This window comes from Flaviflexus sp. (genome assembly GCF_052087705.1).
In the GTDB taxonomy this organism is placed as follows: Bacteria; Actinomycetota; Actinomycetes; order Actinomycetales; family Actinomycetaceae; genus Flaviflexus; species Flaviflexus ciconiae.
Map to the genome: position 1 here is coordinate 1 of NZ_JBQCYC010000007.1, position 23,082 is coordinate 23,082.

Genomic DNA, 23,082 nt, shown 5'->3' on the forward strand with positions numbered 1-23,082 from the left:
ATGGCTTCATGAATAGTGGTGCGAAGGATCTGGGGCCCCGTAGCCGGTTGGGCTGGGTCAAGAGCTTTGTCCTCATTCCCATTGCCTGGTTCATGACAATCGGAGCTCCCGCCTTCTACTTGGTGGGAGTTGAAGAACGGCACCCGAACGGTTGGCTCAATGGGGTCGGCACGTTCTATTCCGTCATCGCTATGGCAGCGGCCATCTACGCCTGCTATCTCTTCACGCAACGCAGGCAGAATCCTCGCAGGACAGGGCATATCCTTGCAGCGCTCCAACTTGTCTTCCCGGTAGGCCCGGTACTTGCCATTGTGCTTCCCAGATATATCCGCACCCAGCCCGCCAAAGATGGCATCTACATGTCGGGGTTCTACGGAGTTAGCCTGATCGTGACCATGGCGAGGGATCTGCTGGGTCAATCAGCGGACACGTCAATCCTTCGCAGCCTTATGAACGTGGATGACACCGATGGTGGGGGTCCGATAAGCATCACGTCCCTTATCTCAATATTCCTCATTACCTTCCTGCTACCCATCGGCCTCGGCTACTGGGAGGCCTTACGAGATGCTTTAGAGGAAACCGAAGGAAGACTCTTTGAGCAGGTTGGGCAACTCAAGCAGAGAGACGTGCAGCTTGAGGAGAAAGAGCACCAGCTTGGCCAGACATCGGAGCGACTTGAGGAGACCTCGGTGCGGCTCGAACAAACTTCCGAAGAGCTGGAGGAAAGATCTCGGGCTTCGGAGGAAATGGAGTACGAGCTGAGCCGCAAGGAAGAACGGGAAATCATGGCCCGGGATATTCACGATACTGTCGGACACAGGCTCTCCCTCGTCTCACTCCACGCAGGTGTATTGGAGATGTTGGCGCAAGATGATGAGCTGAAAGACAAAGCGGTTCAGGTAAGGCAGGAAGCCCAGCAGGCCGTGGATGAACTCCGGGGCCTTGTTCACGTCATGAGGAATCCTGCTAAACGGACCGACACTTTCGATTATGACAACTACGAGATGACAGACCTGGCCGATGTCATCGAGAACGTCCTCGGAGCCGGCCACCCAGTCTCGTCTTCCGTGTTCGTGACCGATCCGGAAAAAGCCTTAGGGCTACTCACGAAGTCAACCTATCGGATTGTGCAGGAGTTACTGACCAACGCAATCAAGCATGCCCCGGGCGAGATCGTTCGCGTCAAAGTTAAGGGTGGCCCCGGCCAGGGACTCAACATCTCCGTAGCGAATCCCGTCACTGGAGGTGTGAAAGGAGCGGGTTTGAACTCTGGTCCCGCCGATGGTTTTGCACTCACTCCACACGATCCTCAGGATTCAGCATCGTCTACATCTGTACCGCAAAGCGGTGAATCTGCTCTAACAACTCGTGAGGGTGGAGCTAGAGTCGGCGGCTTGACCGGAATCAGGGAACGGGCCCTTGCCATGGGCGGGTGGGTTCTTGTCACCGAAGAAGATGGCGAGTTCAGGGTTGATGCTTGGCTTCCGTGGGAGAAGGGGAGTGCAGCCGAGTAGAATCGGTCCTTGTGAATGGTGACCGCCCCATCAAGCTCCTCCTCGTCGACGACGAGCCACTCATGCTCGATGCCATCGAAACAATCTTCAAGGTCGGAAGTGTCGGTGAGATCGAGGTTGTTGGCAAAGCAAACAACGGGCTAGCGGCAATCGACGCCGTCCATGCCTACAGTCCCGACGTGATCCTCATGGACATTCGGATGCCGAAGATGGACGGGATTGAAGCCACCCGGAGGATCCGGTCCCTGCCGAACCCTCCCGAGGTCATTGTTCTCACGACCTTCGATTCGGAAAATGAACCGGTCCGTGCTGCAGAAGCAGGAGCGAACGGTTTCCTCTTGAAAACCGAGGGCCCGAAAGAGCTTGTTGGCGCCGTCAAGAACGTTGCCATGGGGGAGGGTGCGCTCTCACCCAGAACGTCCCGTCAACTCGTTGAGTTCATTCGTGTCTGGGCAACAAAACCGGAAGTCGTTAACGCTGCCAAGCAATTCCTGTCCCTCACGGCCCGCGAGCGCGACATCGCCAAGCTGGCCGCGGCAGGTCAATCGAATACGGAGATCGCGGACTCTCTGTTCGTGTCGCTTTCGACCGTGAAGACTCATCTCGCGTCAATTCAGCAGAAGCTTGGTGTCGACAACCGCGTTCTTATCGCAGTCACGATCACTCTCGCTAGCCTTGCTCCCGGATATCCGGACTTCACCCGCGGCGGCTAACCTATGGCGCGACTGCGGCTTCAACGCTCCTAATCTGAATACTCACTGAATGAATCCTGGGCGTCTAGCGGGGTTCTCATTTTGAGTTTTCGTTCCAAGAATGGGGCAAGGTCAGACTTGCTAGCGGCCTTCGAAAAGTGAACAAAAGGTGAACAGTTTCGCTCACGGCAATAGGTGCTGAACAGACCTCTGACCTGTGGAAGTGGGCTTCTTTGGGGTGGTTGGCGAGGTGAGTGTCGAGCCTCATTTTTGTGGTTCTGGCAGGTTGGTAGGTCGGACTTTTCCGTAGTGTGATGCGGTTTACTCGGGGTCAAATTTTCAGTTTATTCTCAGCTGAGGTGCGGTCTCGTCCCAGGTGGTGGTGGGTCAATAAGTCAGAAACATTGACTGATCACGAGGAGAACGCCGTGAACGAATACTTGCCCATTGCCGTTGACATTGTCGCCATCACCATCCTGGTGTTCGGGATTTACTTCCCGAGGCACCGACGCGCGGATATGGCACTGGCGTACATGACGGTAAACATTGGCGTCCTTGCGGTGGCCGATACTCTCGCAGCATCCGCTGTGGCGGCGGGTCTCGGGCTAGGGCTGTTTGGTGTCCTCTCGATTATTCGTCTCCGCTCCGAAGAGCTGACTCAGCGGGAGGTCGCCTATTACTTCGCGGCTCTCGCCATCGGCCTGATCGCCGGCCTTGCCGATGTCTCGCCGAAGCAGATTGGGCTCATTGCGCTGATCCTCATTGTTATCGCAATTGTTGACTCCCGTCATCTCTACCCCGTACGCCGCCGCTCCATGGTTCTTGACCGGGCGATTGCTGATGAGGGGGAGCTACGTGACTATGTTGCATCGTTTTGCTCCGGACGGATTGTCGACGTCTCCATCGAAGAAATCGATTTCGTCAAGGACTCGACAACCGTTCGCGTACAAATCAAGGAAGGCTCCGCACACCAGAGTGTCGGAGTCGTGGCATGACCGCCGTGGATCTGGAATGGTCGGCTGCCCTGCCCGCTATTGGGCTCGACGAGCTGAATACTTTCGCGGAACGGCTTATTCGAGTCGACCGGAAGTACCTTGTTCGAGCGGATGACATCCCCGAGATTATTGCCTCAGTGCCGGGACCGTCCGTGCTCGATGTCGCCGGGGCGAGATCGACACAGTACGTGTCAACGTACTTCGATACCCCGGACTTTGAGTCCTATCACCGCGCGGGGCGGTGCCGCAGGCGCCGCTACAAGGTGCGGACCAGGAGGTACGAAAGTGGGGATGAGTTCCTTGAGGTGAAGTGGAAAGACGGTCGGGGAATGACGCACAAGGTGCGTCGCCCCTGGTGTGGCACCGAACCCGCCGAAGAAGCGCACTCCTTTATCTCCCAGGTCCTCGCGGGAGCGGGAGTGCTCTGCCGGGTGGAAGAGCTCCGGCCGAGCCTGCGCACTTCCTACCGGAGGTCAACGGTTCTCATGGCGGAAGGAAATGCCAGGGCCACGATCGATTTCAACCTTGTCTGCGAATCACCCACCGGTCACGTCATCCTTGATCGTTTCGCGATCATCGAAACCAAAGCCGGTGCCCGGCTCACCTCCCTTGATCGACAGCTCCACCGTCACGGACACCGTGCCCTCAAGATGTCCAAGTACGGGGTTGGCATGGCGGCGACAGTGCCCGGCCTGCCACCCGAGAAATGGAGCAGAACACTACGACAACTGATTGGAAGTAAGAACTCATGAACAACCTGGTGAAAACCATGACCGCAGCATCGCTCGCCGTCCTCCTAGCCGCCTGCTCATCCTCTACCGCAGAAGAAGGTGGAAGTGCGGGTGCGGAAGCCACCTCCTCGGCCGGAACAACCACAAGCGGATCGACGATCTCAGCCGACCTTCCCGCTAGCATTGATGACGCCATGGCCTCCCTCAAGGAAGCGCATTCCGTCGACGAGGTCGATGCTGATTCCGCAACGACACTCACCCTCGACGGCACCAGGGTGAAGGAAGACGTTGATGGCGTAGAAGTTGGCGACGGCACGGTCACCATCGCGGCCGGTGGTACGTACCTGCTGACCGGTGAGTACAGCGGAACCGTCACGGTTGCCGTGACGGATACTGAGAAGATCACGATCATTCTTGATGGAGTCGATATTTCTGCAACAGACGGATCTGCGCTCGCGGTTACGTCCGGTGACGAAGTCACGATCAGCCTTGCCGACGGTAGCGAGAACACGCTCACCGACTCGGAGACCTACTCCGATACGAGCGACAATGCTCCAAACGCTACCCTGTTTAGTGCCTCCGATCTGTCGATCACCGGAGAAGGGACGCTCACGGTCATAGGCCAGTACAACGACGGGATCTCCTCCAAGGACGGCCTCGTTATCGAGTCCGGAACCATCGAAGTAGAGGCAGTCGATGATGGCATTCGCGGCAAGGACTATCTCGCCGTCCAGGGAGGTTCCATGAACGTTACCTCCGGTGGGCATGCCCTTAAGGCCGACAATACTGATGACGCGACCGTTGGCTACATTGCGCTCCTCGGCGGAACGCTCAACATCCAGTCCGATGAAGACGGTGCCAATGCGCAAACAATCCTTGTCGGTCCCTCCACCGTCAACATCAGCGCAACCGATGACGGTATACACGCTGATGGTGTCCTGGCAATCGACACGGATGAGCTCACCATTGCGCAAAGCTACGAGGGTCTCGAAGGAACGATCGTTGCCGTTTACGGTGGCACGGTCGATGTGACATCCACCGATGATGGCATCAACGGCTCCACGGGTGACAGCACGGATTCCATGAACCCCATGGCGGTATCCGAAGGCGTCGAGGTTTACATCAGTGGCGGCGAGATCCACCTTGATGCTGGTGGTGACGGCTTCGACTCCAACGGCGTCGCGGACATGACAGGCGGAACCCTGATCGTGGAGGGTCCGACCAACTCCGGCAATGGAGCAATTGACGTGGCCTCCACCTTCACGATCAGCGGAGGAACCCTCTTCGCAGGCGGAGCTGCCGGCATGGCGGCAACGCCAAGTGCTGACTCAGCTCAGGGCTGGGTGAGTGCAACGGTTAACGCAACCCGGGGCCAGGCCGTTGCAGTAACTTCGACAGACGGCGAGGAACTCTTTTCCTTCACCGTCCAAAAGGCCACCGAGAACGCAGTCCTCTCCGTGGACGGAATGGAAATGGGACAGTCCTACATCGTTACCGTCGACGGCACCCAGGTCGGAACCGTCACTGCCGGTGAAGGCGGCATGAACGGCGTGGGAGGCGGCCAGATGCCGGGAGGTGATGGTCAGATGCCGGGCGGTGGCGGAGGCCAGATGCCTGGTGGTGGTCAAATGCCAAGCGGACCGGGTGAGATGCAGGACCGCCAGTTCCCGCAGTCCCCAACCGATGAACAGGAAGAAGACCAGTCATCCAGTTCGGCACAGTCCGAGGAGACTGACGCTTCAACAATCTGAAAGTAAACCATCGCAACCAGCCTGTTGGAATAGGGATTGAATACATCCGTCCTTTGACTAGATTGGGTGCGATAGATCTCCGGTCAGGCCTCTAGCCCCACAAGGCAATGCACAAATGACCGGGGCCTTTCATTCTCGCGGGGTCCCGCGGCGCTCAGTCTGCGCCATTAGGATGAGCAAACAGAGATCACGCATCTATGGCGCTCGAATCCCCAGTTGTACTTCACGGGGAACGAGAGCGAGAGAGGAAGGCTGACCATGGCACAGATAGAGATTGTCCGCGCAGACATCACCACGCTCGACGTCGATGCTGTCGTCAACGCGGCAAACAACCGCATGAGAGGTGGGGGAGGCGTTGACGGCGCCATTCACCGTGCTGGTGGCCCCGAGATTCTTGAGGACTGTATTAAGCGCTTCCCGGACGGACTTGCGACCGGGGATGCTGGATGGACAACGGCCGGAAAGATGCCCTCAACCTGGGTCATCCATACGGTTGGGCCGAACTATTCCGCAGGTCAAACGGACCGTAGCCTCCTCGTGTCCTGCTATCGGCGCTCCCTCGAAGTTGCTGATGAGCTTGGGGTGAAGAGCATTGCCTCTCCCATCATCAGTGCAGGAGTTTATGGATGGCCGGTAGAGGACGCCGCGGCGGCTGCATTGGAAACAACCTCGGCGCAAGAAACGGATGTGGAGAAGATAGTCTTCGCGGCGTTCAGTGACGACATGGTCAATGTTCTGCGGACTGAAGCCGAGAAGCTTGGTCTCACAGTCGGATAGTCTCGACTTTTTCATCGGCTGGGCTGATTTACGAGTTTGCGTAGGTCGGTTAGATGAATGCTGAGACTCTGCCCGGGTCGGAACCTGACTCCTATCTGGTAGGAATCTGTTGTGTGATGCTGGGGGAGAGGATCCGTGGAATTATGGTGCCATGAGCCATATTCCATACCAGCCCTCGCCCAATCGATACGACGAGATCCCGTTCCGTCACTGCGGAGACACCGGTCTTCAGCTCCCCGCCATTGCCCTGGGACTGTGGCACAACTTCGGTGATGATCGCCCGTTCCAGACCCAGCGGGACATTGCCCGTAAAGCCTTCGATCTTGGGGTGTTCCACTTCGACCTTGCCAACAATTACGGTCCGCCCGCAGGAAGTGCCGAGGAGAACTTCGGCAGGATCCTCACGAAGGACCTGGCGCCCTTCCGTCACGAGCTCATCCTCTCCACCAAGGCAGGATGGAACATGTGGGACGGTCCGCACGGCTTTGGTGGCTCCCGAAAATACTTGCTGACCTCGCTCGATGAGTCCCTGCAAAGGCTCGGAACCGATCACGTCGATATCTTCTACCACCACCGCCCCGACCCGGATACTCCCGTTGAGGAGTCGATGCTGGCACTCCACCAGGCAGTGACCTCCGGCAAGGCGCTCTATGCTGGTATCTCGTCATACTCGGCAGAGGCCACGAAGGAAGCAGCCGCGATCATGAGGGATCTCGGCACTCCTCTCGCGATCCACCAGCCCTCCTACTCGATGCTCAACCGCTGGATTGAAGAAGGGAAGCCCTCGCTCCTGGAAGCGGCCGCTGAAGAGGGCATGGGAGTGATTGGCTTCTCGGCCATGGCCCAGGGCATCCTTACCGACAAGTACCTGAACGGCGTACCCGAAGGTTCCCGCCTCGCGTCGGGCAAGGTCAACGAAGACTTCTTCACCGAGGAAACCCTCGACCACGTGCGGGCCCTCAACGACATTGCTGAGGGCCGCGGGCAGACCCTGGCTCAGATGGCGGTGGCGTGGGTTCTTCGCGACCAGGGCAAGGTCTCACTCACCACCGCACTCATCGGTGCCTCCTCGGTCGAGCAGCTGGAAGACACCGTGAAATCCGTGAAGAATCTCGACTTCACAGACGAGGAACTGTCGGCAATCGACGAGCATGCGGTCAACTCCGGTATCAACCAGTGGTGGGGAGCTACCGCTTCCCGCTAAGTAAGCGCGTCTCGGCTCTTGCCAAGCTCATTCATTCACCCGTGGCTTCAGGAGACATCCCGTAGCCACGGGTGAAGTATATGAACCGCAGAGGTGGCGCTTCGATAGACGACTCGTGCTGGTTTTGGGGCGACCTTCGACATGTTTTCAACGTTACGTCGGTATTGGAGTTGGTGCGTCAGTTTTCTGACTTGAGCACCCGGTAGTGCCCACACACGAACCCCCGGTTCTGAGCGACCTCGAGAAGTTCCACGTCGAGTGCTCGCGGCAACAGGGGCTGACCGGAGCCGAGGGTGGCCGGTGCGAACTGCACCCATACCTCGTCGAGGAGGTTCTCGTCGGCAAACTGCCCGGCAAGATCGCCACCACCCATGACCCAGGCGTCCTTGCCGTTCGCTACCGTGACAATTTCGTCGAAAAGGTCGCGGACGTTGCCCTGGCGGAAGCGAATATTGGAACCGGTGGGAACAGGGAGTTCTCGGCTCGTGAGAACGAAGGCCGGTTGTTCGTACGGCCATGACTCACTCTCGGCGAGAAGCCATTCGTATGTTGAGGACCCCATGACGAGAACCCCGATATCTTTCATGAACTCGGTGTAGTTCATGGGGCCGTCTTCATCGAAATCCTGCTTGAGCAGCCAGCCCAGAGAATGATCGGCGGTTGCGATGAAACCGTCGAGGCTGGATGAAGTGTAGTAATGGACCGTCATTACCCGACCCTACTCCTGATGCAAGAACGTTCTATAGGCTTGGGCTAAACTTTCTTCACTCCCAGCTATGTACGAGAAGAGCAAGGCGGCTCCATGACATCCAGGCTTGTTAACGGACCGCGAGGCCGCCGCTTCCTCTATGAGCTCCTTGCTCGCGCTGAACAACGGGAAAACGGCGAGTACAACGAGAATTCGCTCGTCTCTGCCATGTGGGACCTGAGTATCCGGCTTACAAGAGATGATGGCTCTCACGCGGTAGCAACCTTCGAATGGACTGGGGAGGAGGCAGGTGCATCGAAGAGAAAAGGCAACACTGGCAGGCTCATTGGGAGGATCCGGAAGAAGTGGATGGCACGCTCGAGAGGCCCCTGGCACAGGTCCGGCTCTTTCCGCTTCGGACTTAAACCAGGATGGGCTGCCCATGCTCCTGCCGCCGGGTATACTTCCGGTCAGAGCTTCAACCCGGTACCTCACTGGAAGGAAGGTGTTCCTCCGGTACGTGACCTCGTGACCTCGGCGAAAGTTGCCGTGCTCATTCGAGAAGCCTCGAAACGTCTTGGCGAGGAAAAAATCCCGATGAGCGATCTCGTCCAGGCGCTCGCGGAGTCCGTTATCTCGGCACGGTACTGGCAAGAACCCGACATGATCGACATCATCCTTTCCGATCCTGTTGTGGCTGATGCGCTCCGTGATTCAGAAGAAATGCTTGAATTGCTGGGTCTCGATTTCGAGATGCTGGCAGGTGGGGGAGTAGAACTTGCCGCGACATGGCTGATTGACGAAATCGATAGCCAATGCGTTGTGAAGCCATCCGAACAGGTTCTTGACGCATGGCTGAAATCAACGGTGGCAAGGACCGAGAGCGCAACAAGGGAACGACCGGATGATCCGACTGCGAACTGGAGCGGTCACTGGTGGTCGACACCGCCCCGGGGCCTGTTGGTAAGTAACGGGGAAACGGTGGATGGGGATCCTGCGGCTTTCTCTTGCACCGAGGACGGTCCCATCTCTACTCGTGCCGAGATAAGGGAACTGACTGTGCCCGAGAAGCGGGTACTTGTTATCGAGAATGCTGAGGACTGGGCAGAACTGAGCAAGAGGTTCCCGCTCGATATCACGGCAGAGGTGCGTCACGACTGGTTTCGCGTTACCGGTCTCGATGTGACGTGGATTATCCCGAACTGGCGTAATGTTGCCCGCGAGGGGGATGGCGTGAAGCTTTCCGTCCGCGGTTACCTCACCTCAGCGACACGGGCAATAGACGTTGGGGACAACGCAAGCATGATCGCTGGCTGGGGCCCCGGGGAAACCTTCTGGTTGAACGGCGAAGGAATCTTCGTTGGGGAGTCAGAAATCTGGGAGCAATCAAACGTCGGTGATCTCCTCTGGGAGCGGGTCTCTAATCGACATGGTGAGAACCTGGAAGATGATGAAACTGCGCTGGGTGGTAACGAGGGTCCTGAGGATCAGCTATTTAACTGAGATTTGATTCCGTTAATGGCTTCTCCGGGTGCGTCATCGGTGACGGTGATGCGAGTGGCTCCCAGCCACCCCGCCATGCGCTCCAGCTCACTGCCGAGTGCCCGGTCGGTGCTTTCGAGTTCGTAGCCGGGCTCGTACCAAGCCCCGGTGACTTGGAGAGTCTGTGTTTTGCGGTTGAATGCCAGGTCGACGCGTGCGGGGATTGTCGCGTCTTGGAGGAGCGGCAGGGAGTAGTAGCCGCGGGTTCTTTGATTGACGGGAGTGTAGATCCCGATCCGATAGTGCAGTCCGAACAGTGCGAGTGCCCTATCGCGTTCAAAAATCAGGGGATCAAAGGGCGAAAGGAAGGTCGTGCCTTCCACGGAACGTGGAATGGCGGTCGATGTTGGAATGATTGCGTCTTTCATTCCTGGCACCTCCACCCACTCCGCCTTGTCGGCTTTCACTAGGTCGTCGAGGACGGGCCGAACGTCGAGCTGCCGGAGCCGGAAGAAGTCCGCAATCGTGGCGGGATTACCGATCCCGACCTTGTCGAGAGAGATTTTGGTGAGTTCCCTGATTGCCTCCTCCCGCGGAGAGGGAGGCAGGTTTGCTACAGACGGGTGAAGGGTCTTTTCTGTGAGGCCGTAGATTCGGTGGAAGTGGTGGGTGCGACCAGCACTTGCTAGGACGTCCTCGTCGTAGAGGTTCTCTAGAACAACCTTCACTGAGTTACGCGACCACAGGCCCCTCATTCCGCCCTTAATAAGCTCCGTTTCAGCCGGTGTGAGCACCTGGCCTTGGAGCCAGGTCGAGACCTGCTGGGAAGTGGCGGGGGACTTGGCGATCCTTTCAACAACCCGTTCTTTCAGGGGAGCCGCTCCCGGATGTTCATCGAGTGCATAACCCGACCCCCATCGCCTCCCAAACCCGGCAAGTAGGCGATGCGTTCTAGGTGGGACGAAACTGGCTTCGTGGCCCCACTGTTCGTGGATAAGACGAGGCGGCTTCGTGCCAGCTTCGTCAAGCAGTGACGTGTCGTAGGGACCGAAACGGGAATAGAGGGGCAGGTAGTGGGCGCGGGTCAGGATATTGACCGTGTCGATCTGGAGCACTCCCATGCGGTCCACCATGTTCGCAACATCGGCACGGGTCTTCGCGGGCTTTGTTCGGTCGAGATGCTGGGCGCGGATAGCTATCCGGCGGGCCTGGGCAATACTCAGTTTCCTCACGACTACTCCTTTGCTGGCCCTGTCACGCCTGTGCTGACCCTGTCGTGCTCGCGTTATCCGAATTGTGTGGCGGGGGCTCGTCTCGATCAGTCGGTCTGAGGCTCTTAGGTGAAATCTACAGGCTGAGCCACATGCTCGAAACACCGTGTGCATGCCTGTGAGGGGCACGAGTCCAGACTATTCGTCTGGGCGGTTCTCAGCGTCCTCAATCTCGATGATCTCTTCAGCGAGGCTCTTGCCCTTCTTTTCCTTTTCGGCCTTCTTTTTCTTGGCCTTGTTCTTCAGGGTATTCGTGAAGTTGTAGGAAATGGGCTTAGCGGCCCTCGGGAAGTGCCAGAGCCTCGTGCGTTCTTGACGCTTGTATTCCTTCTCCTGGTAGTCAAAGACCGGCAGGGAAAGCTTGAAGTAGATGGCGAGGATACGAAGGATGAAGACGGTCAGTAGTGAACTGATGATCGTGATGTCCTCGTGGACACCGAGTTCTCGAAGGCCCAGATACACGAATACACCCGGGGGAACAACGGAAGCGTAGAGCTCCTTGTGGAAAACAAGGGGGATGCGGTTACACAGAATGTCGCGCAAAATTCCGCCCATAATCCCCGTAATGAGAGCGGCAACGAGGGCAACAACAAGTCCGTGGCCCATCTCTAACGCCACTCGCACGCCGAACACGGTGAAGACGGACAGGCCGACCGAGTCGAGCACGAGGAACAGCACCCGGAAGTACTTCATGAGTGACGATGTGAAGACAGTGATGATCGCGGCCGCCGCAACGATAACCAGGTAGTGCGGGTTCTCCACCCAGACGAGCGGATAGTGGCCAAGCAACATGTCTCGGACCGAGCCGCCACCGAGAGCCGTCACGCACGCCACCATGGTGACACCGAACAGGTCCATTTTCTGTCGACCGGCAGCCAGGGCACCTGTCATCGCCTCGGCCGTGATGCCGATGATGAAGAGGACAGTTAAGAGCACGCCTAACTCCTTGTCGAAAGATCATGGACGAGCCGGAAAATGGCCCACCTAAGTTTAAGAAAGAAAGGTGTCCCATCCTAGAGACGAATGGCACGCGCAGTCTTGGCGCGATTTGGAGGCTTATTCCAACGCTGTCTTTTCCTAATCGAGGTCAAGACACACCTGCCGCGGAATCCCGGAACTGCCAGTTTTTCGGACAAATAATACAATTGCCTGTGAGGGAATAATCCCCGGTTACTGGCCAGTCCCGAATTATTCCACGGGGAACAGAGTGAATCGTGTGAGTACAATCATCTGCGTTTCACACTACAACTGCGAGTGAAGCACTGCATGGTCAAGCTAACCTAAATTGTGTAACTTTAAATAGTTTCTAATACTAGGAAAAGTGTCTTCTTGCCGAACCCCGGCATCCGGGCACGCGAAGTGAGCATGCAGAAACCCGATTCAAACGACATTAACGTCAAGACACCCCCGGAGGCGGACCCGACCTTCGGCGACCATCTGTCTTTGGGGGCAGGGCGGGCGCTACGCGGAGTTTCCCACGGCGGGCTGGGAAGCGCCCACGGCAAAGCGATCCTCATGGGAGAGCACTCCGTGGTCTACGGCGCCCCGGCGGTAGCCTTGCCGCTTCTCGATCTGCAGACCGCGGCCTCGGTTCGCACTTCAGCGTCCGCAACGATCACCTCGGATCTGTACACGGGTCATATTTCGAAGGCGCCCAGGCAACTCAAGCCCGTGATCACGGCTCTTCGTGCCACCGCCGAGCAGGTTGGTCTCAACATAGAGAGCTGCGAGGTGGTTATTTCCTCAACGATCCCGCTGGAACGCGGACTTGGTTCCTCCGCGGCCGTGTCTGCCGCAATGGTCCGGGCAGTCAGTAATGCGGCCGGCGTGACCCTTTCGGCCGAGGAGACCTTCAACCTCGTTCAGATTGCCGAGAACGTTGCCCACGGAACCTCATCGGGTCTCGATGCTCACGCCGTGCGGTCGCTCACCCCGGTTCGTTTCCAAAAGGGCAACCCCACCGACGTGGAAGTGGCCAAGCCCCTCACGTTCGTCATTGCTGACACCGGCACATCCGGTTCCACTTCGGCCGCCGTCAACGGCGTCCGCATGCTCCGGGAGCAGACACCCCGCTACGTTGACTCGATCATCGAATCCCTTGCCGATCTTGCCGAGTCCTCGATCGAAGCGCTCGGAACCGGCGACGAGAACAAGCTTGGCACGCACATGTATGAAGGCCAGGAACAGCTTGTCCGCCTCGGAGTATCCGCCCCCGCTCTCGATGCTCTGATTGAGGCCGCGCACAAGGGCGATGCTCTCGGTGCGAAACTCACCGGATCGGGGCTAGGCGGATGCGTTCTTGCGCTTGCGAAGGATCAGGATCATGCCTCGGCTCTGATCGAGGACTTTACCGAAGCGGGTGCCACGAGGGGATGGAAGACATCCCTCGTACCTTCTGATCTCGCGGACGAATATGATCAAGAGACGGGCCTCGAGGCCCTCTTCGACAACCAGGAGAATGCGTGACACAGGCGACCGCACGGGCCTATCCAAATATTGCCCTCGTCAAATACTGGGGCAAAGCCAACGAGGATCTTATCCTTCCCGCGGCCGGATCCATGTCCATGACTCTCGACGACTTCGCGACAACGACGACCGTGACGCTCGACGAGACTGACTCTTTTAGCCTCAACGGCGCCGAGCAGGGCGAAGCGGGAGCATCCCGCGTTATCGCCTTCCTGGACCTCGTTCGCAACTTCGCTCGCACCGCTGGCCTGGACACTGCCGATCAGAACGCGCGGGTTGTTTCCGTCAACGACGGCCCCACCGCCGCCGGCATGGCATCCTCCGCTTCCGGCTTCGCTGCACTCGCGGTCGCAGCATCGTCCGCCTACGGCCTTGAGCTTTCCATCCGCGACCTCTCCCGTCTCGCTCGCCGCGGCTCCGGCTCCGCTTCCCGGTCCCTGGTTGACCGCTTCGCGGTCTGGCACGCCGGGGACGATCAGTCGTCCTACGCGGAAGAGATCCCGGCGCCCGACATGGCAATGATTGCTGTTCCCGTGGCAACCGGCCAGAAGGCCGTCTCCTCCCGCAAGGGCATGGTGGCTACCGCCACTACCTCGCCATTCTACCCCGCCTGGGTGACCTCGACCGAGGAGATCCTGAAGGAAATGATCGGTGCCTGCAAGGACAGTGACTTCACGCTCGTTGGTGAGATCGCCGAGACGCACGCGATGAGAATGCATGCCGTTATCGCGGCTTCCCGACCGTCGATTCGTTACCTCAACCCCACCAGCCTTGAGGTATTTGACAGAATTGCACAGCTTCGTGCCGGCGGTATCGAAACCTACGGAACGGCTGATGCTGGGCCGAATGTTTTTGCGATCACCCGGCCCGAACATGCCGAGGTCGTCTCCGAGCGCCTGCGGGACCTGACGAAGGATGGGGAGGCGAAGGTCCTCCGCCCCGGCAGGGGAGCCCACCTCGTCGGGGACGATGCTCCGTGACCGTTGTAGCCAAAGCCCCCGGCAAGCTCTTCATTGCCGGCGAATACGCCGTTGTGGAACCCGGATATCCCGCGGTTCTCGTAGCCGTCAACCGCTTTATTACCGTGACCCTCACCGAGTCTGAAAACCGCGGCCGAATCCACTCTTCGGAGTACGGTATGCCGGTGGAGTGGCGGAGGGACACCTCCGGCCAGGTCGTCGTGGAGAGCCAGGTCGACTACGTCATTAGCGTTATCTCGACCGTCGAGAGGATCCGCGCGGAGCGGGGCGTCGCCCCCGCCTACTTTGATCTTTCCATTGAGTCGGAACTCGATGATGCTGACGGCCAGAAGTTCGGCCTCGGCTCCTCCGCAGCGGTCGTTGTCGCAACCGTTTCCGCCATGAACACCTTCTATGGGCTTGCGCTCACCGACCTCGAACGCTTCAAGCTCGCCCTGCTTGCCACGATCGAGATCTCGCCCCGGGCGTCCGGTGGGGATATTGCGGCCTCCACCTACGGCGGCTGGATTGCCTACTCCTCACCGGACCGCGAATCGTTGCGCTCGTTCGCAGAAACACATTCGGTCACTGAATCACTTGAGGCAGACGGCTGGAGGCCGTTTGCCGTACGCCGACTGCACACCCCGCCCAGCATCTCCCTCCAGGTGGGGTGGACTGGGTCCCCGGCCTCGACCGCTGCTCTCGTTGGTTCCGTCAAGAAGGCGAGCCCGAAGGACAGCCCTGACTACGAGACGTTCCTCCAGTCGTCAAAGCGCTGCGTTGGTCAGCTGGTCTCCGCACTTCAGGCCGATGATCTTGAGGGCGTCACCAACCTTCTTATGATTGCCCGCCAAAACCTCCTTGACCTTGAAGCGTCGTCTGGAATTCTCATCGAAACGGACAAGCTTTCCCTGCTCTGCGATATCGCAGAACGCTACGGAGCTACCGGCAAGCCTTCCGGCGCCGGCGGCGGCGACTGCGGCATTGCACTGATCGACTCGGATCTGCCGGTTGACAGCATGCTGGAAGAATGGTCAAGCAACGGTATTCGGCCACTCAATCTCATGGTGGAGGAGCTGTCATGATTGTTTCTTCCCGCAAGGATGACCACATCCGTCTCGCCTCCGAGCAGCAGGACAACCCGTTGCCGCGCCGCGACTACGACGATATTTCCTTCATCCACCACGCCCTCGATGGTATTAACCGTGACCAGGTTGATCTGAGCGCTCAGGTTGGTCCCTGGACCTATCCGGCACCCCTGTACGTGAACGGCATGACCGGCGGCACGGACACGGCAATGATCATTAACCGGAACCTGGCGATTGCCGCGTCCCGCACGGGGATCACCATGGCGTCCGGCTCCGTTGGCATTGCCCTCGACTACCCGCAAACCGCTCCCTCCTTCACGGTGATCCGCGAGGAGAACCCGGACGGCATTGTCTTTGCCAACATCGGTGCGGGCCGTAGCGTTGACGACGCAAAGCGGGCAATCGACCTGCTGTCCGCAGACGGGCTTCAACTCCACGTGAACGCGGTCCAGGAGACCGTTATGCCCGAGGGGGATAGAGAGTTCTCTTCCTGGCTCGGGCTTATCGAATCCATAGCGTCTTCCATCGACGTCCCGCTCATGGTCAAAGAGGTGGGCGCTGGCCTGTCCGCAAAGACCATACTGAAGCTGAGAGACGCTGGCGTCACCATCGTCGACGTGGCCGGCAAGGGCGGAACAGATTTCGGCAAGATCGAGAACCACCGCCGCGACGGGGGACACGACGACTACTCGTACCTGAACGGCTTCGGCGGCTCCGCAGTGCAGTGCCTGCTCGATGCTCGAGCGGCCGGCCTTGTCGGGCCGGGCGCGGATCCGGGCTTCGCCGTGCTGTCTTCCGGCGGTGTGCGCCACCCGCTCGACATCATGATTTCCCTAGCTCTCGGCGCTCGCGCCGTTGGCGTCGCCGGTACGTTCCTGAAGGTTGCGCTGAACGAAGGAGCGGACGCGATGACGTCCGTTCTGGAGACCTGGAGTACGCGCGTGGGAGAGATGATGGCGTTGGTCGGAGCCGCGAGCCCGGCCGCAATGGAATACACTGACATTCTTATTGGCGGGCAGTCCCGCGACTTCGCGGATGTGCGAGGAATCGACCGAGCGGCCCTTGCTCGGCGGAGCCAGGAGGACAGATGAGCAAGTCAACGTACTCGGAGACGACGATGACCCAGATCCCGACCCGCTGGGTCGGTCCAATCCGGTTCACCGGTAACGCCGTCACCGGTGACATCGACGTTCCGCTCGCCACCTACGAAACCCCGCTGTGGCCTTCGGTTGGTCGTGGCGCTAAGGTCTCCCGCCTCGTCGAGAATGGCATTGTCGCCACCGTTGTCGACGAGCGCATGACCCGCTCCGTCCTCTTCACCGCTCGCGACGCGGCACACGCCTACCGTGCACAGACCGAGATCGAAGCACGCTTTGATGAACTTGCCGCCGTTGTGTCGGCGGGTTCCCGCTATGCTCGTCTCATTGAAATCCATCCCGAGATCGTTGGCAACCTGCTGTTCGTCCGCTTCGCCTTTAGCACGGGCGATGCTTCGGGACACAACATGGCGACCCAGGCCTCTGACGCACTCATGTCGACAATCCTGTCCTGGGATCTGGGCCTCGGTTACGGTTCGATTTCCGCTAACTTCTGCACCGATAAGAAGCCCACCGGGATCAACGGTGCGCTCGGCCGTGGCCGTGCCGTCCAAGCCGACATTCTCATTCCCCACGACATTGTTTCCTCGACACTAAAGACCACGGCCGATAAGGTGACAGACCTCGTTGTTCGCAAGAACTACGTGGGATCGACTATCGCGGGTGCCCTGCGTTCCTCGAACGCCCACTTCGCCAACATGCTTCTCGCGTTCTACCTGGCAACGGGACAGGACGCGGCAAACATTGTGGAAGGCTCTCAGGGCCTGACCTATGCCGAGAACCGTGAGGAGGGCCTGTACTTCGCGTGCTCCCTGCCCCACCTCATTGTTGGCACCGTCGGCAACGGTAAGCATCTCGAGCACGTGAACGTCGCCATGGAGCGGCTCGGCTTGCGGGAAGACCGCGAACCGGGTGAAAACTCGAGGCGACTCGCCGCCATCATTGCGGGCACCGTCCTATGTGGGGAACTGTCCCTGCTGGCAGCACAGACCAATCCGGGTGAGCTCATGGCAGCCCACGTCTCCCTCGAACGGGGACAGAACTAGGCCAGCTCTCTTCTGGCGCAGCAAAGGAGAAAATCCGTGAATATCGGAATCCACGACCTCGACGTCGCAACCACGCATTACGTCCTCAAGCTTGACTCCATGGCGGAAGCACTCGGAGTGGACCCGGCCAAGTACCAGCTCGGCCTCGGCCAAGACGAGTTCTCCGTCCCGGCCCCCGACGAGGACGTCGTGACCATGGGAGCCCACGCCGCGAAGCGACTGCTGGACCGTAACGATCCGTCAAAGATTCGCATGGTCCTGTTCGCCACCGAGACCGGCATCGACCAGTCCAAGGCCGCAGGCGTGTTTGTGCACGGTCTCCTGGGCCTCCCGACCGCGGTCCGCACCGTCGAGTTCAAGCAGGCCTGCTACTCCGGCACCGCAGCCCTCCAAACCGCCGTCAACCACGTTGCGCGGTACCCCGAGGACCAGGTGCTCGTCATTACTTCTGACGTCGCCCGCTACGCGGTCGACTCCGGTGGTGAACCGACCCAGGGAGCCGGTGCCGTTGCCATGCTGGTTGCGGCCGACCCGAACCTTGTTGTTATCGAGCCCCAGTCCGGTGTGTTCACTGCCGATGTGAATGACTTTTGGCGGCCGAACGACTCGTCCACCCCATTCGTCGAAGGCAAGCTGTCTCTCGATGCCTACCTCGATGCAACGATCGGTGCCTGGGATGATCTTGCGGCCCGCCGTGACCTCAATGTTTCCGACATTCATCGCTTCATGCACCATCAGCCGTTCACGAAGATGGCGAGGAAGGCACATACCAAGCTTGCGGAGCACGTCGGCGTGGAGCTCGGTTCCGAGCTCATCGAAGAGTCGATGACCTACAACCGGAGGATCGGCAACTCCTACACTGCTTCCCTTTACTTTGGCCTCGCCGCCCAGCTACACGGCAACGAGAATCTCGCAGGCAAGCGCCTCGGCCTGTTCTCCTACGGCTCCGGCTCTGTTGCTGAGTTCTTCACCGCCGTTGTGCAGCCTGGCTACACCGAGCACCTCCACCCGGAGAATGTCGCAGAATCCCTCGATTCCCGCGAAGAGATCACCTTCGAGCAGTACCGCAACCTCCACAACGCTTACGTCGGCGAGTCCGAAAACTACGAGCCCGCCACCGTCACGGACGCACCGTTCCGCTTCACCGGCGTCACCGACCGCGTACGCCAGTACGAGGCTCGTTAAGAACTAACGCAACCGAGGGACCCCGGCAGTATGAACTGTCGGGGTTTCTTATTGCCTAGCGTCTACTGTCATGTCTCCCGCCTTCGTGAAGTTGAGTCATGCGACTCCATCCCCACAACCAGCTGTTTTACCTGGGTGGAGGCTGAAAGCACTTTGTACTAAACCTGTTTTTGCAGGGGTTTGTTCCGTAGGTTGGGGGAACACGCAGGCTCGTTCGCGGACGTCCGCTAACTTCTTGGATATTCGCGTGCACCTGGAGCAACTGAACAATAACGCGCCCCGCGGGAGGACACATGCCGACCATTGCCCAGAACATTGTCGACACACTGAACGCAAGCGGGGTGCGGCGAGTCTACGGACTTGCTGGCGACTCCCTCAACGGGTTCACTGATGCCATTCGCGAGAGCGACCTTGATTGGATCCACGTGCGTCACGAAGAAACGGCAGCATTTGCTGCCGCGGCGGAAGCGGCGACAACCGGTGAATTGACCGTGTGTGCTGGGAGTTGCGGTCCAGGCAATCTCCACCTCATCAACGGAGTATTTGATGCTCAGCGCTCAAGAGTGCCGATGCTGGTCATTGCCTCCCACATTCCCTCCGACGAGATTGGTTCCGGCTACTTCCAGGAAACACATCCGCAGTCACTCTTTGAAGAATGCTCCGTCTATGTCGAGCATGTATCGAATGCGAAGCAGATGCCGAGGCTCCTGCGGATCGCCATGAGGGAAGCGCTCTCAAAGAGCGGCGTGGCCGTTCTCGTGATTTCAGGGGACACTCTCCTCACCGAGATTGAGGCCGAGCCGGAGGTTATCCGGCACTACCCGTCCTCCACCTATCCCGATCAGGCGCAACTACTCAAAGCTGCCGAAGCGCTTAATGACTGTGACCGGGTCACAATCCTCGCGGGGGCAGGAGTTGAAGGTGCCCACAATGAACTTGTTGAAATAGCGGGGCGCCTCCAAGCCCCGATCGTGCATGCCCTCAGGGGCAAGGAGTTCATCGAGTACGACAATCCCTACGACGTGGGAATGTCGGGGCTACTCGGTTTCGAATCCGGATATCGGGCACTTGAATCCGCGCAGACGCTTCTCATGTTGGGAACCGACTTCCCGTACCAGCAGTTCTTTCCCGAGGATGCCACGATCATTCAGGTCGATATTCGCGGGGAACAGATCGGTCGGCGCACACGCGTTGATATCCCACTTATCGGTGGGGTGAAGGAAACGATTGAAACTCTTCTCCCGCACCTCACCAAGAGGAAGTCGTCGAAGCATCTGGACAAGATGCTCAAGCATTACGAGAAGACGAAGAAAGACTTCGATGATCTTGCCTCGCCCTCTCGTCAAACCATCCATCCCCAGTACCTGACCAAGCTGATTGACGAAGCGGCGGACGATGATGCTGTCTTCATTCCAGATGTTGGTTCGCCCGTCGTTATGGCAAGCCGGCACCTGACCATGAACGGTAAGAGAAGGCTCATTGGATCCTTCAGCCACGGCTCCATGGCCAACGCCATGCCCCAAGCAATCGGTATCCAAGCATCCCATCCCGACCGTCAGGTCGTAGCGCTCGCGGGAGACGGCGGCCTCGCCATGCTCCTTGGTGACCTTCTGACGCTCAAGCAGTACGACATGCCGGTGAAGATCGTTGTCTATAACAACTCTTCCCTCAACTTCGTTGAGCTGGAAATGAAGGCCGCGGGAGTTGTCACGTTCGGCACGGACCTGGAGAACCCCAGCTTTGCGGCGCTCGCGGAGGCCGTGGGGCTCAAGGGCTTCACAGTCGAAAAGTCGAAAGACCTGCCGGGTGCTGTTAAGGAGTTCCTGGCGCATGATGGTCCGGCAATCCTGGATGTGACAACCGAGCGACAGGAACTGACTCTCCCGCCCTCGATCGAACTGGAGCAGGTCAAAGGCTTCACGCTCTATGCGTTGCGCACCGTCCTTAACGGCAGGGGAGACGAGCTCGTCGACCTCGCCAAAGCCAACCTCCGCAGGTTCTTCTAAGCACGCCCGATAAGGCGTTGCCACTGCGGCGAGCGCGCACTCGCGAGTCGGATGCGATTGGACTGGGCGTGCCGGACGCGCGGATCGTACTCAAACCCTACGAGCTCCCCACCCCGCACCAGCACTCTAAAGACCCGCACTTTTTATTCGGAATATTAGCTATCTGCAACCGAGACATTCATCTAGAACCTAGACAACCAGATTGGAATAATCATTATGGCTCTCAACGATCCCCGTCATCTCTACCCGAAGATCTCGCCGCCCCGACAGACCCAGAAGGACCCGGGGCTTGATCAGAAGCTTGAGCCGCAGGCCGATATTGGCTTGGACTCCTATGTGGGACGCGGTCGGCTGGAAGGCAGGAAGGCTCTGATTACCGGTGGTGACTCCGGGATCGGATCGGCCGTTGCTGTCGCCTATGCGAGGGAGGGCGCCGATGTTGCTATTTCCTATCTGCCGGAGGAACAAGCGGACGCTGACCGGGTGATTGCGGCGATTGAGGAAGCGGGCAGGAAAGCTCTCGCGCTCCCGGGCGATCTCTGCGATCTTGAGCAGTGTCAGCACATTGTTGCCAAGACCGTTGAGGAGTTCGGCGGTCTCGACATCCTCGTCAACAATGCGAGCCGTCAGCTGTGGCACGACGGCTTGGAGAACATTCCCGAAGATGACTTTGACCGTGTCATGAAGTCAAACATCTACAGCTCCTTCCGGGTGACGAAGGCAGCACTGGCACACCTGGAGCCAGGCTCCTCCATCATTTTCACCTCATCGATCCAGGCATACGATCCGTCGGATACATTGCTGGACTACGCGATGACGAAGGCAGCCATGAACAATCTGGCGAAGGGCCTCGCCCAGCAGCTGGCACCTGAGGGGATCCGAGTGAACTCCGTAATCCCGGGGCCGATATGGACGCCGCTGCAGCCCTCGCACGGTCAGCCCCAGGAAAAGATCGAATCCTTCGGCCAGAACACTCCGCTCGGTAGGGCCGGACAGCCTGCTGAGCTCGCAGGGGCCTATGTCTTCCTGGCAAGCGATGAGGCCTCGTACGTCGTTGGTGAGTCCCTCTCGGTTACTGGTGGGAAGCTAGCTCCCTAGCAGCAAATACGTTCTCGACCACGACAAGTTCATCCTCGCGGCTTAGTCCAAGCGGGGTGCCGTGGTTGAGATACCAGTCGAGCGTATCCTTCGCGGTTTCTCGCAGGCTCCTCGTTTTCAGTCCCGCCTCTGCGGCCGGCTCATGGTCTCTCGCCATCATCCCCACCATCGATTGGTCCGGGATCCACATGGGAAGAGATCGTGGGCCCGCCCAGGGGCGGATCTCATTCTCGGTAAGGTCTTCTGGGCCAACCCAGAGCGGTTCCGGCGCCGGATCGAATAGTTGGGTTAGAGCAACAAGGAACTCCCCACGTTCAGCTGCCTGACCGACTGCGTCGAATGTGCCTGTCACCGAATTCTGTGCAAGGTCGATGATCCATTCGGCGAGATCCCGAACATCAACCCACTGGACCAGATCCGTGGGAGGGGTTGGCGCTAGATACGGCTTCCTATCGGCAGATGCCTGGGCAAGTCTCGTAGGCCAATGCGTAAACCGGTTGCTTTGATCCCCGGGGCCCGAAATCAGGCCGGGGCGAATAATGACGCGATTCGATATCTCGGCGACGGCATTCTCGCATGCAACCTTGCAGGCGCCGTAGTTCTCCATGTCAACCTCGTCAGGATTGCCGGCAGGCTTCAGCAGAGGGGTGTTTGCGGGAGATCCGCCCGGTGAAGAGAAGTCAGCATAGGCAGAGATCGACGAAAGATAGATCCAGCGAGAATCCGGGAAAGCACCCACTGCTTCTCTCACGTGCCCGGGCTTGGACGAGACGTCGACGACCACGTCGGGGGAGATGGTGGCAAGCTCCTCCGGCATCGCGTCTTCTCGGTCCCAGCGAACAAAGCGGGTACCTTCCGGGGGCATGCCGCTTATCCCGCGAGCCGCACACACCACCTCGATGCCATTCTCAAGGGCGGTGCGGGCAAGAACGGAGGAAAGGAATCCAGTGCCTCCGAGGACAAGAAGGGTCATGGTTGCCTTTGCTGATCGATAGGGAAAACAAGTAAATGACGGAACCGCGGGGGAGAAGG

General features: G+C 58.9%; 20 protein-coding genes. 16 read left to right on the top strand and 4 right to left on the bottom strand.

The genetic code is table 11. From position 1 onward, the window contains the following. The 7 genes from ACTHUY_RS04985 to ACTHUY_RS05015 form a co-directional block, all read left to right on the top strand. The coding region (locus ACTHUY_RS04985; protein WP_441677907.1) for a histidine kinase at positions 1-1,514 on the top strand (1,514 nt) is incomplete at its 5' end. Between the two features lie 11 nt (positions 1,515-1,525). Then, complete coding sequence (locus ACTHUY_RS04990) at positions 1,526-2,227, top strand: response regulator transcription factor (RefSeq protein ID WP_441654952.1); 702 nt, start codon at positions 1,526-1,528, stop codon at positions 2,225-2,227. Positions 2,228-2,610: 383 nt separating this feature from the next. Then, a complete protein-coding gene (locus tag ACTHUY_RS04995; protein WP_441677909.1) occupies positions 2,611-3,201 on the top strand; it encodes a DUF4956 domain-containing protein in 591 nt (196 codons plus the stop codon). Then, on the top strand, positions 3,198-3,953 hold the full coding sequence (locus ACTHUY_RS05000) for a VTC domain-containing protein (protein ID WP_441654954.1): 756 nt from the start codon (positions 3,198-3,200) through the stop codon (positions 3,951-3,953). Before ACTHUY_RS04995 ends, ACTHUY_RS05000 begins: the two co-directional genes overlap by 4 nt. Then, positions 3,950-5,683 (top strand): carbohydrate-binding domain-containing protein, encoded by a 1,734-nt coding sequence (locus ACTHUY_RS05005; protein WP_441654955.1) that lies wholly within the window; start codon positions 3,950-3,952, stop codon positions 5,681-5,683. The genes ACTHUY_RS05000 and ACTHUY_RS05005 overlap by 4 nt, the downstream gene beginning before the upstream one ends. A gap of 258 nt (positions 5,684-5,941) precedes the next feature. Further along, on the top strand, positions 5,942-6,460 hold the full coding sequence (locus ACTHUY_RS05010) for an O-acetyl-ADP-ribose deacetylase (RefSeq protein WP_441654956.1): 519 nt from the start codon (positions 5,942-5,944) through the stop codon (positions 6,458-6,460). A gap of 151 nt (positions 6,461-6,611) precedes the next feature. After that, positions 6,612-7,664, top strand: coding sequence for an aldo/keto reductase (locus tag ACTHUY_RS05015; RefSeq protein WP_441654957.1), 1,053 nt, complete (start codon positions 6,612-6,614; stop codon positions 7,662-7,664). A gap of 178 nt (positions 7,665-7,842) precedes the next feature. Here the strand turns inward: ACTHUY_RS05015 and ACTHUY_RS05020 are convergent, their stop codons facing one another. Then, on the bottom strand, positions 7,843-8,373 hold the full coding sequence (locus ACTHUY_RS05020; protein WP_441675547.1) for a dihydrofolate reductase family protein: 531 nt from the start codon (positions 8,371-8,373) through the stop codon (positions 7,843-7,845). 93 nt (positions 8,374-8,466) lie between these two features. Between ACTHUY_RS05020 and ACTHUY_RS05025 the strand changes: the two genes are divergently transcribed. Continuing rightward, positions 8,467-9,855, top strand: coding sequence for a hypothetical protein (locus tag ACTHUY_RS05025; RefSeq protein WP_441675545.1), 1,389 nt, complete (start codon positions 8,467-8,469; stop codon positions 9,853-9,855). Here the strand turns inward: ACTHUY_RS05025 and ACTHUY_RS05030 are convergent. Continuing rightward, on the bottom strand, positions 9,840-11,066 hold the full coding sequence (locus ACTHUY_RS05030; protein ID WP_441677911.1) for a winged helix-turn-helix domain-containing protein: 1,227 nt from the start codon (positions 11,064-11,066) through the stop codon (positions 9,840-9,842). The two genes, ACTHUY_RS05025 and ACTHUY_RS05030, sit on opposite strands and share 16 nt — an antisense overlap. 177 nt (positions 11,067-11,243) lie before the next feature. Continuing rightward, positions 11,244-12,041 carry a trimeric intracellular cation channel family protein gene (locus tag ACTHUY_RS05035; RefSeq protein WP_441654961.1) on the bottom strand — a complete coding sequence of 266 codons (798 nt, stop codon included), beginning with the start codon at positions 12,039-12,041 and terminating at the stop codon, positions 11,244-11,246. Positions 12,042-12,470: 429 nt separating this feature from the next. Between ACTHUY_RS05035 and mvk the strand changes: the two genes are divergently transcribed. The 8 genes from mvk to ACTHUY_RS05075 all read left to right on the top strand — a co-directional run bounded on the left by mvk (position 12,471) and on the right by ACTHUY_RS05075 (position 22,050). Beyond that, entirely contained in the window at positions 12,471-13,571 is a 1,101-nt protein-coding gene (mvk, locus tag ACTHUY_RS05040; RefSeq protein WP_441677913.1) for a mevalonate kinase, read from the top strand. Next, a complete protein-coding gene (gene mvaD / locus ACTHUY_RS05045; protein WP_441677915.1) occupies positions 13,568-14,551 on the top strand; it encodes a diphosphomevalonate decarboxylase in 984 nt (327 codons plus the stop codon). The genes mvk and mvaD overlap by 4 nt, the downstream gene beginning before the upstream one ends. After that, the gene (locus tag ACTHUY_RS05050; RefSeq protein WP_441677917.1) at positions 14,548-15,615 is read left to right on the top strand and encodes a phosphomevalonate kinase; all 1,068 of its coding nucleotides are present in this window, start codon (positions 14,548-14,550) and stop codon (positions 15,613-15,615) included. Before mvaD ends, ACTHUY_RS05050 begins: the two co-directional genes overlap by 4 nt. After that, positions 15,612-16,709 (top strand): type 2 isopentenyl-diphosphate Delta-isomerase, encoded by a 1,098-nt coding sequence (gene fni / locus ACTHUY_RS05055; protein ID WP_441677919.1) that lies wholly within the window; start codon positions 15,612-15,614, stop codon positions 16,707-16,709. The genes ACTHUY_RS05050 and fni overlap by 4 nt, the downstream gene beginning before the upstream one ends. After that, positions 16,706-17,761, top strand: coding sequence for a hydroxymethylglutaryl-CoA reductase (locus ACTHUY_RS05060; protein ID WP_441677921.1), 1,056 nt, complete (start codon positions 16,706-16,708; stop codon positions 17,759-17,761). The genes fni and ACTHUY_RS05060 overlap by 4 nt, the downstream gene beginning before the upstream one ends. Positions 17,762-17,797: 36 nt before the next feature. Beyond that, positions 17,798-18,946 carry a hydroxymethylglutaryl-CoA synthase gene (locus ACTHUY_RS05065; protein WP_441677923.1) on the top strand — a complete coding sequence of 383 codons (1,149 nt, stop codon included), beginning with the start codon at positions 17,798-17,800 and terminating at the stop codon, positions 18,944-18,946. Between the two features lie 293 nt (positions 18,947-19,239). Beyond that, positions 19,240-20,952, top strand: a complete 1,713-nt coding sequence (gene poxB, locus ACTHUY_RS05070) for a ubiquinone-dependent pyruvate dehydrogenase (protein WP_441677925.1) — start codon at positions 19,240-19,242, stop codon at positions 20,950-20,952. A gap of 216 nt (positions 20,953-21,168) precedes the next feature. Continuing rightward, on the top strand, positions 21,169-22,050 hold the full coding sequence (locus ACTHUY_RS05075; protein ID WP_126704754.1) for an SDR family oxidoreductase: 882 nt from the start codon (positions 21,169-21,171) through the stop codon (positions 22,048-22,050). On the opposite strand, the gene ACTHUY_RS05080 is transcribed toward ACTHUY_RS05075, so the two are convergent. Continuing rightward, positions 22,025-23,023, bottom strand: a complete 999-nt coding sequence (locus tag ACTHUY_RS05080) for an NAD-dependent epimerase/dehydratase family protein (protein WP_441677927.1) — start codon at positions 23,021-23,023, stop codon at positions 22,025-22,027. The two genes, ACTHUY_RS05075 and ACTHUY_RS05080, sit on opposite strands and share 26 nt — an antisense overlap. Positions 23,024-23,082 lie beyond the last annotated feature (59 nt).

Excerpts from the sequence above, each read along its gene's own strand:
- ACTHUY_RS05000 (WP_441654954.1), top strand. The coding sequence starts at position 3,198 with ATGACCGCCGTGGATCTGGAATGGTCGGCTGCCCTGCCCGCTATTGGG.
- ACTHUY_RS05005 (WP_441654955.1), top strand. The coding sequence starts at position 3,950 with ATGAACAACCTGGTGAAAACCATGACCGCAGCATCGCTCGCCGTCCTC.
- ACTHUY_RS05010 (WP_441654956.1), top strand. The coding sequence starts at position 5,942 with ATGGCACAGATAGAGATTGTCCGCGCAGACATCACCACGCTCGACGTC.
- ACTHUY_RS05015 (WP_441654957.1), top strand. The coding sequence starts at position 6,612 with ATGAGCCATATTCCATACCAGCCCTCGCCCAATCGATACGACGAGATC.
- ACTHUY_RS05020 (WP_441675547.1), bottom strand. The coding sequence starts at position 8,373 with ATGACGGTCCATTACTACACTTCATCCAGCCTCGACGGTTTCATCGCA.
- ACTHUY_RS05025 (WP_441675545.1), top strand. The coding sequence starts at position 8,467 with ATGACATCCAGGCTTGTTAACGGACCGCGAGGCCGCCGCTTCCTCTAT.
- mvk (WP_441677913.1), top strand. The coding sequence starts at position 12,471 with ATGCAGAAACCCGATTCAAACGACATTAACGTCAAGACACCCCCGGAG.
- fni (WP_441677919.1), top strand. The coding sequence starts at position 15,612 with ATGATTGTTTCTTCCCGCAAGGATGACCACATCCGTCTCGCCTCCGAG.
- ACTHUY_RS05060 (WP_441677921.1), top strand. The coding sequence starts at position 16,706 with ATGAGCAAGTCAACGTACTCGGAGACGACGATGACCCAGATCCCGACC.
- poxB (WP_441677925.1), top strand. The coding sequence starts at position 19,240 with ATGCCGACCATTGCCCAGAACATTGTCGACACACTGAACGCAAGCGGG.
- ACTHUY_RS05075 (WP_126704754.1), top strand. The coding sequence starts at position 21,169 with ATGGCTCTCAACGATCCCCGTCATCTCTACCCGAAGATCTCGCCGCCC.
- ACTHUY_RS05080 (WP_441677927.1), bottom strand. The coding sequence starts at position 23,023 with ATGACCCTTCTTGTCCTCGGAGGCACTGGATTCCTTTCCTCCGTTCTT.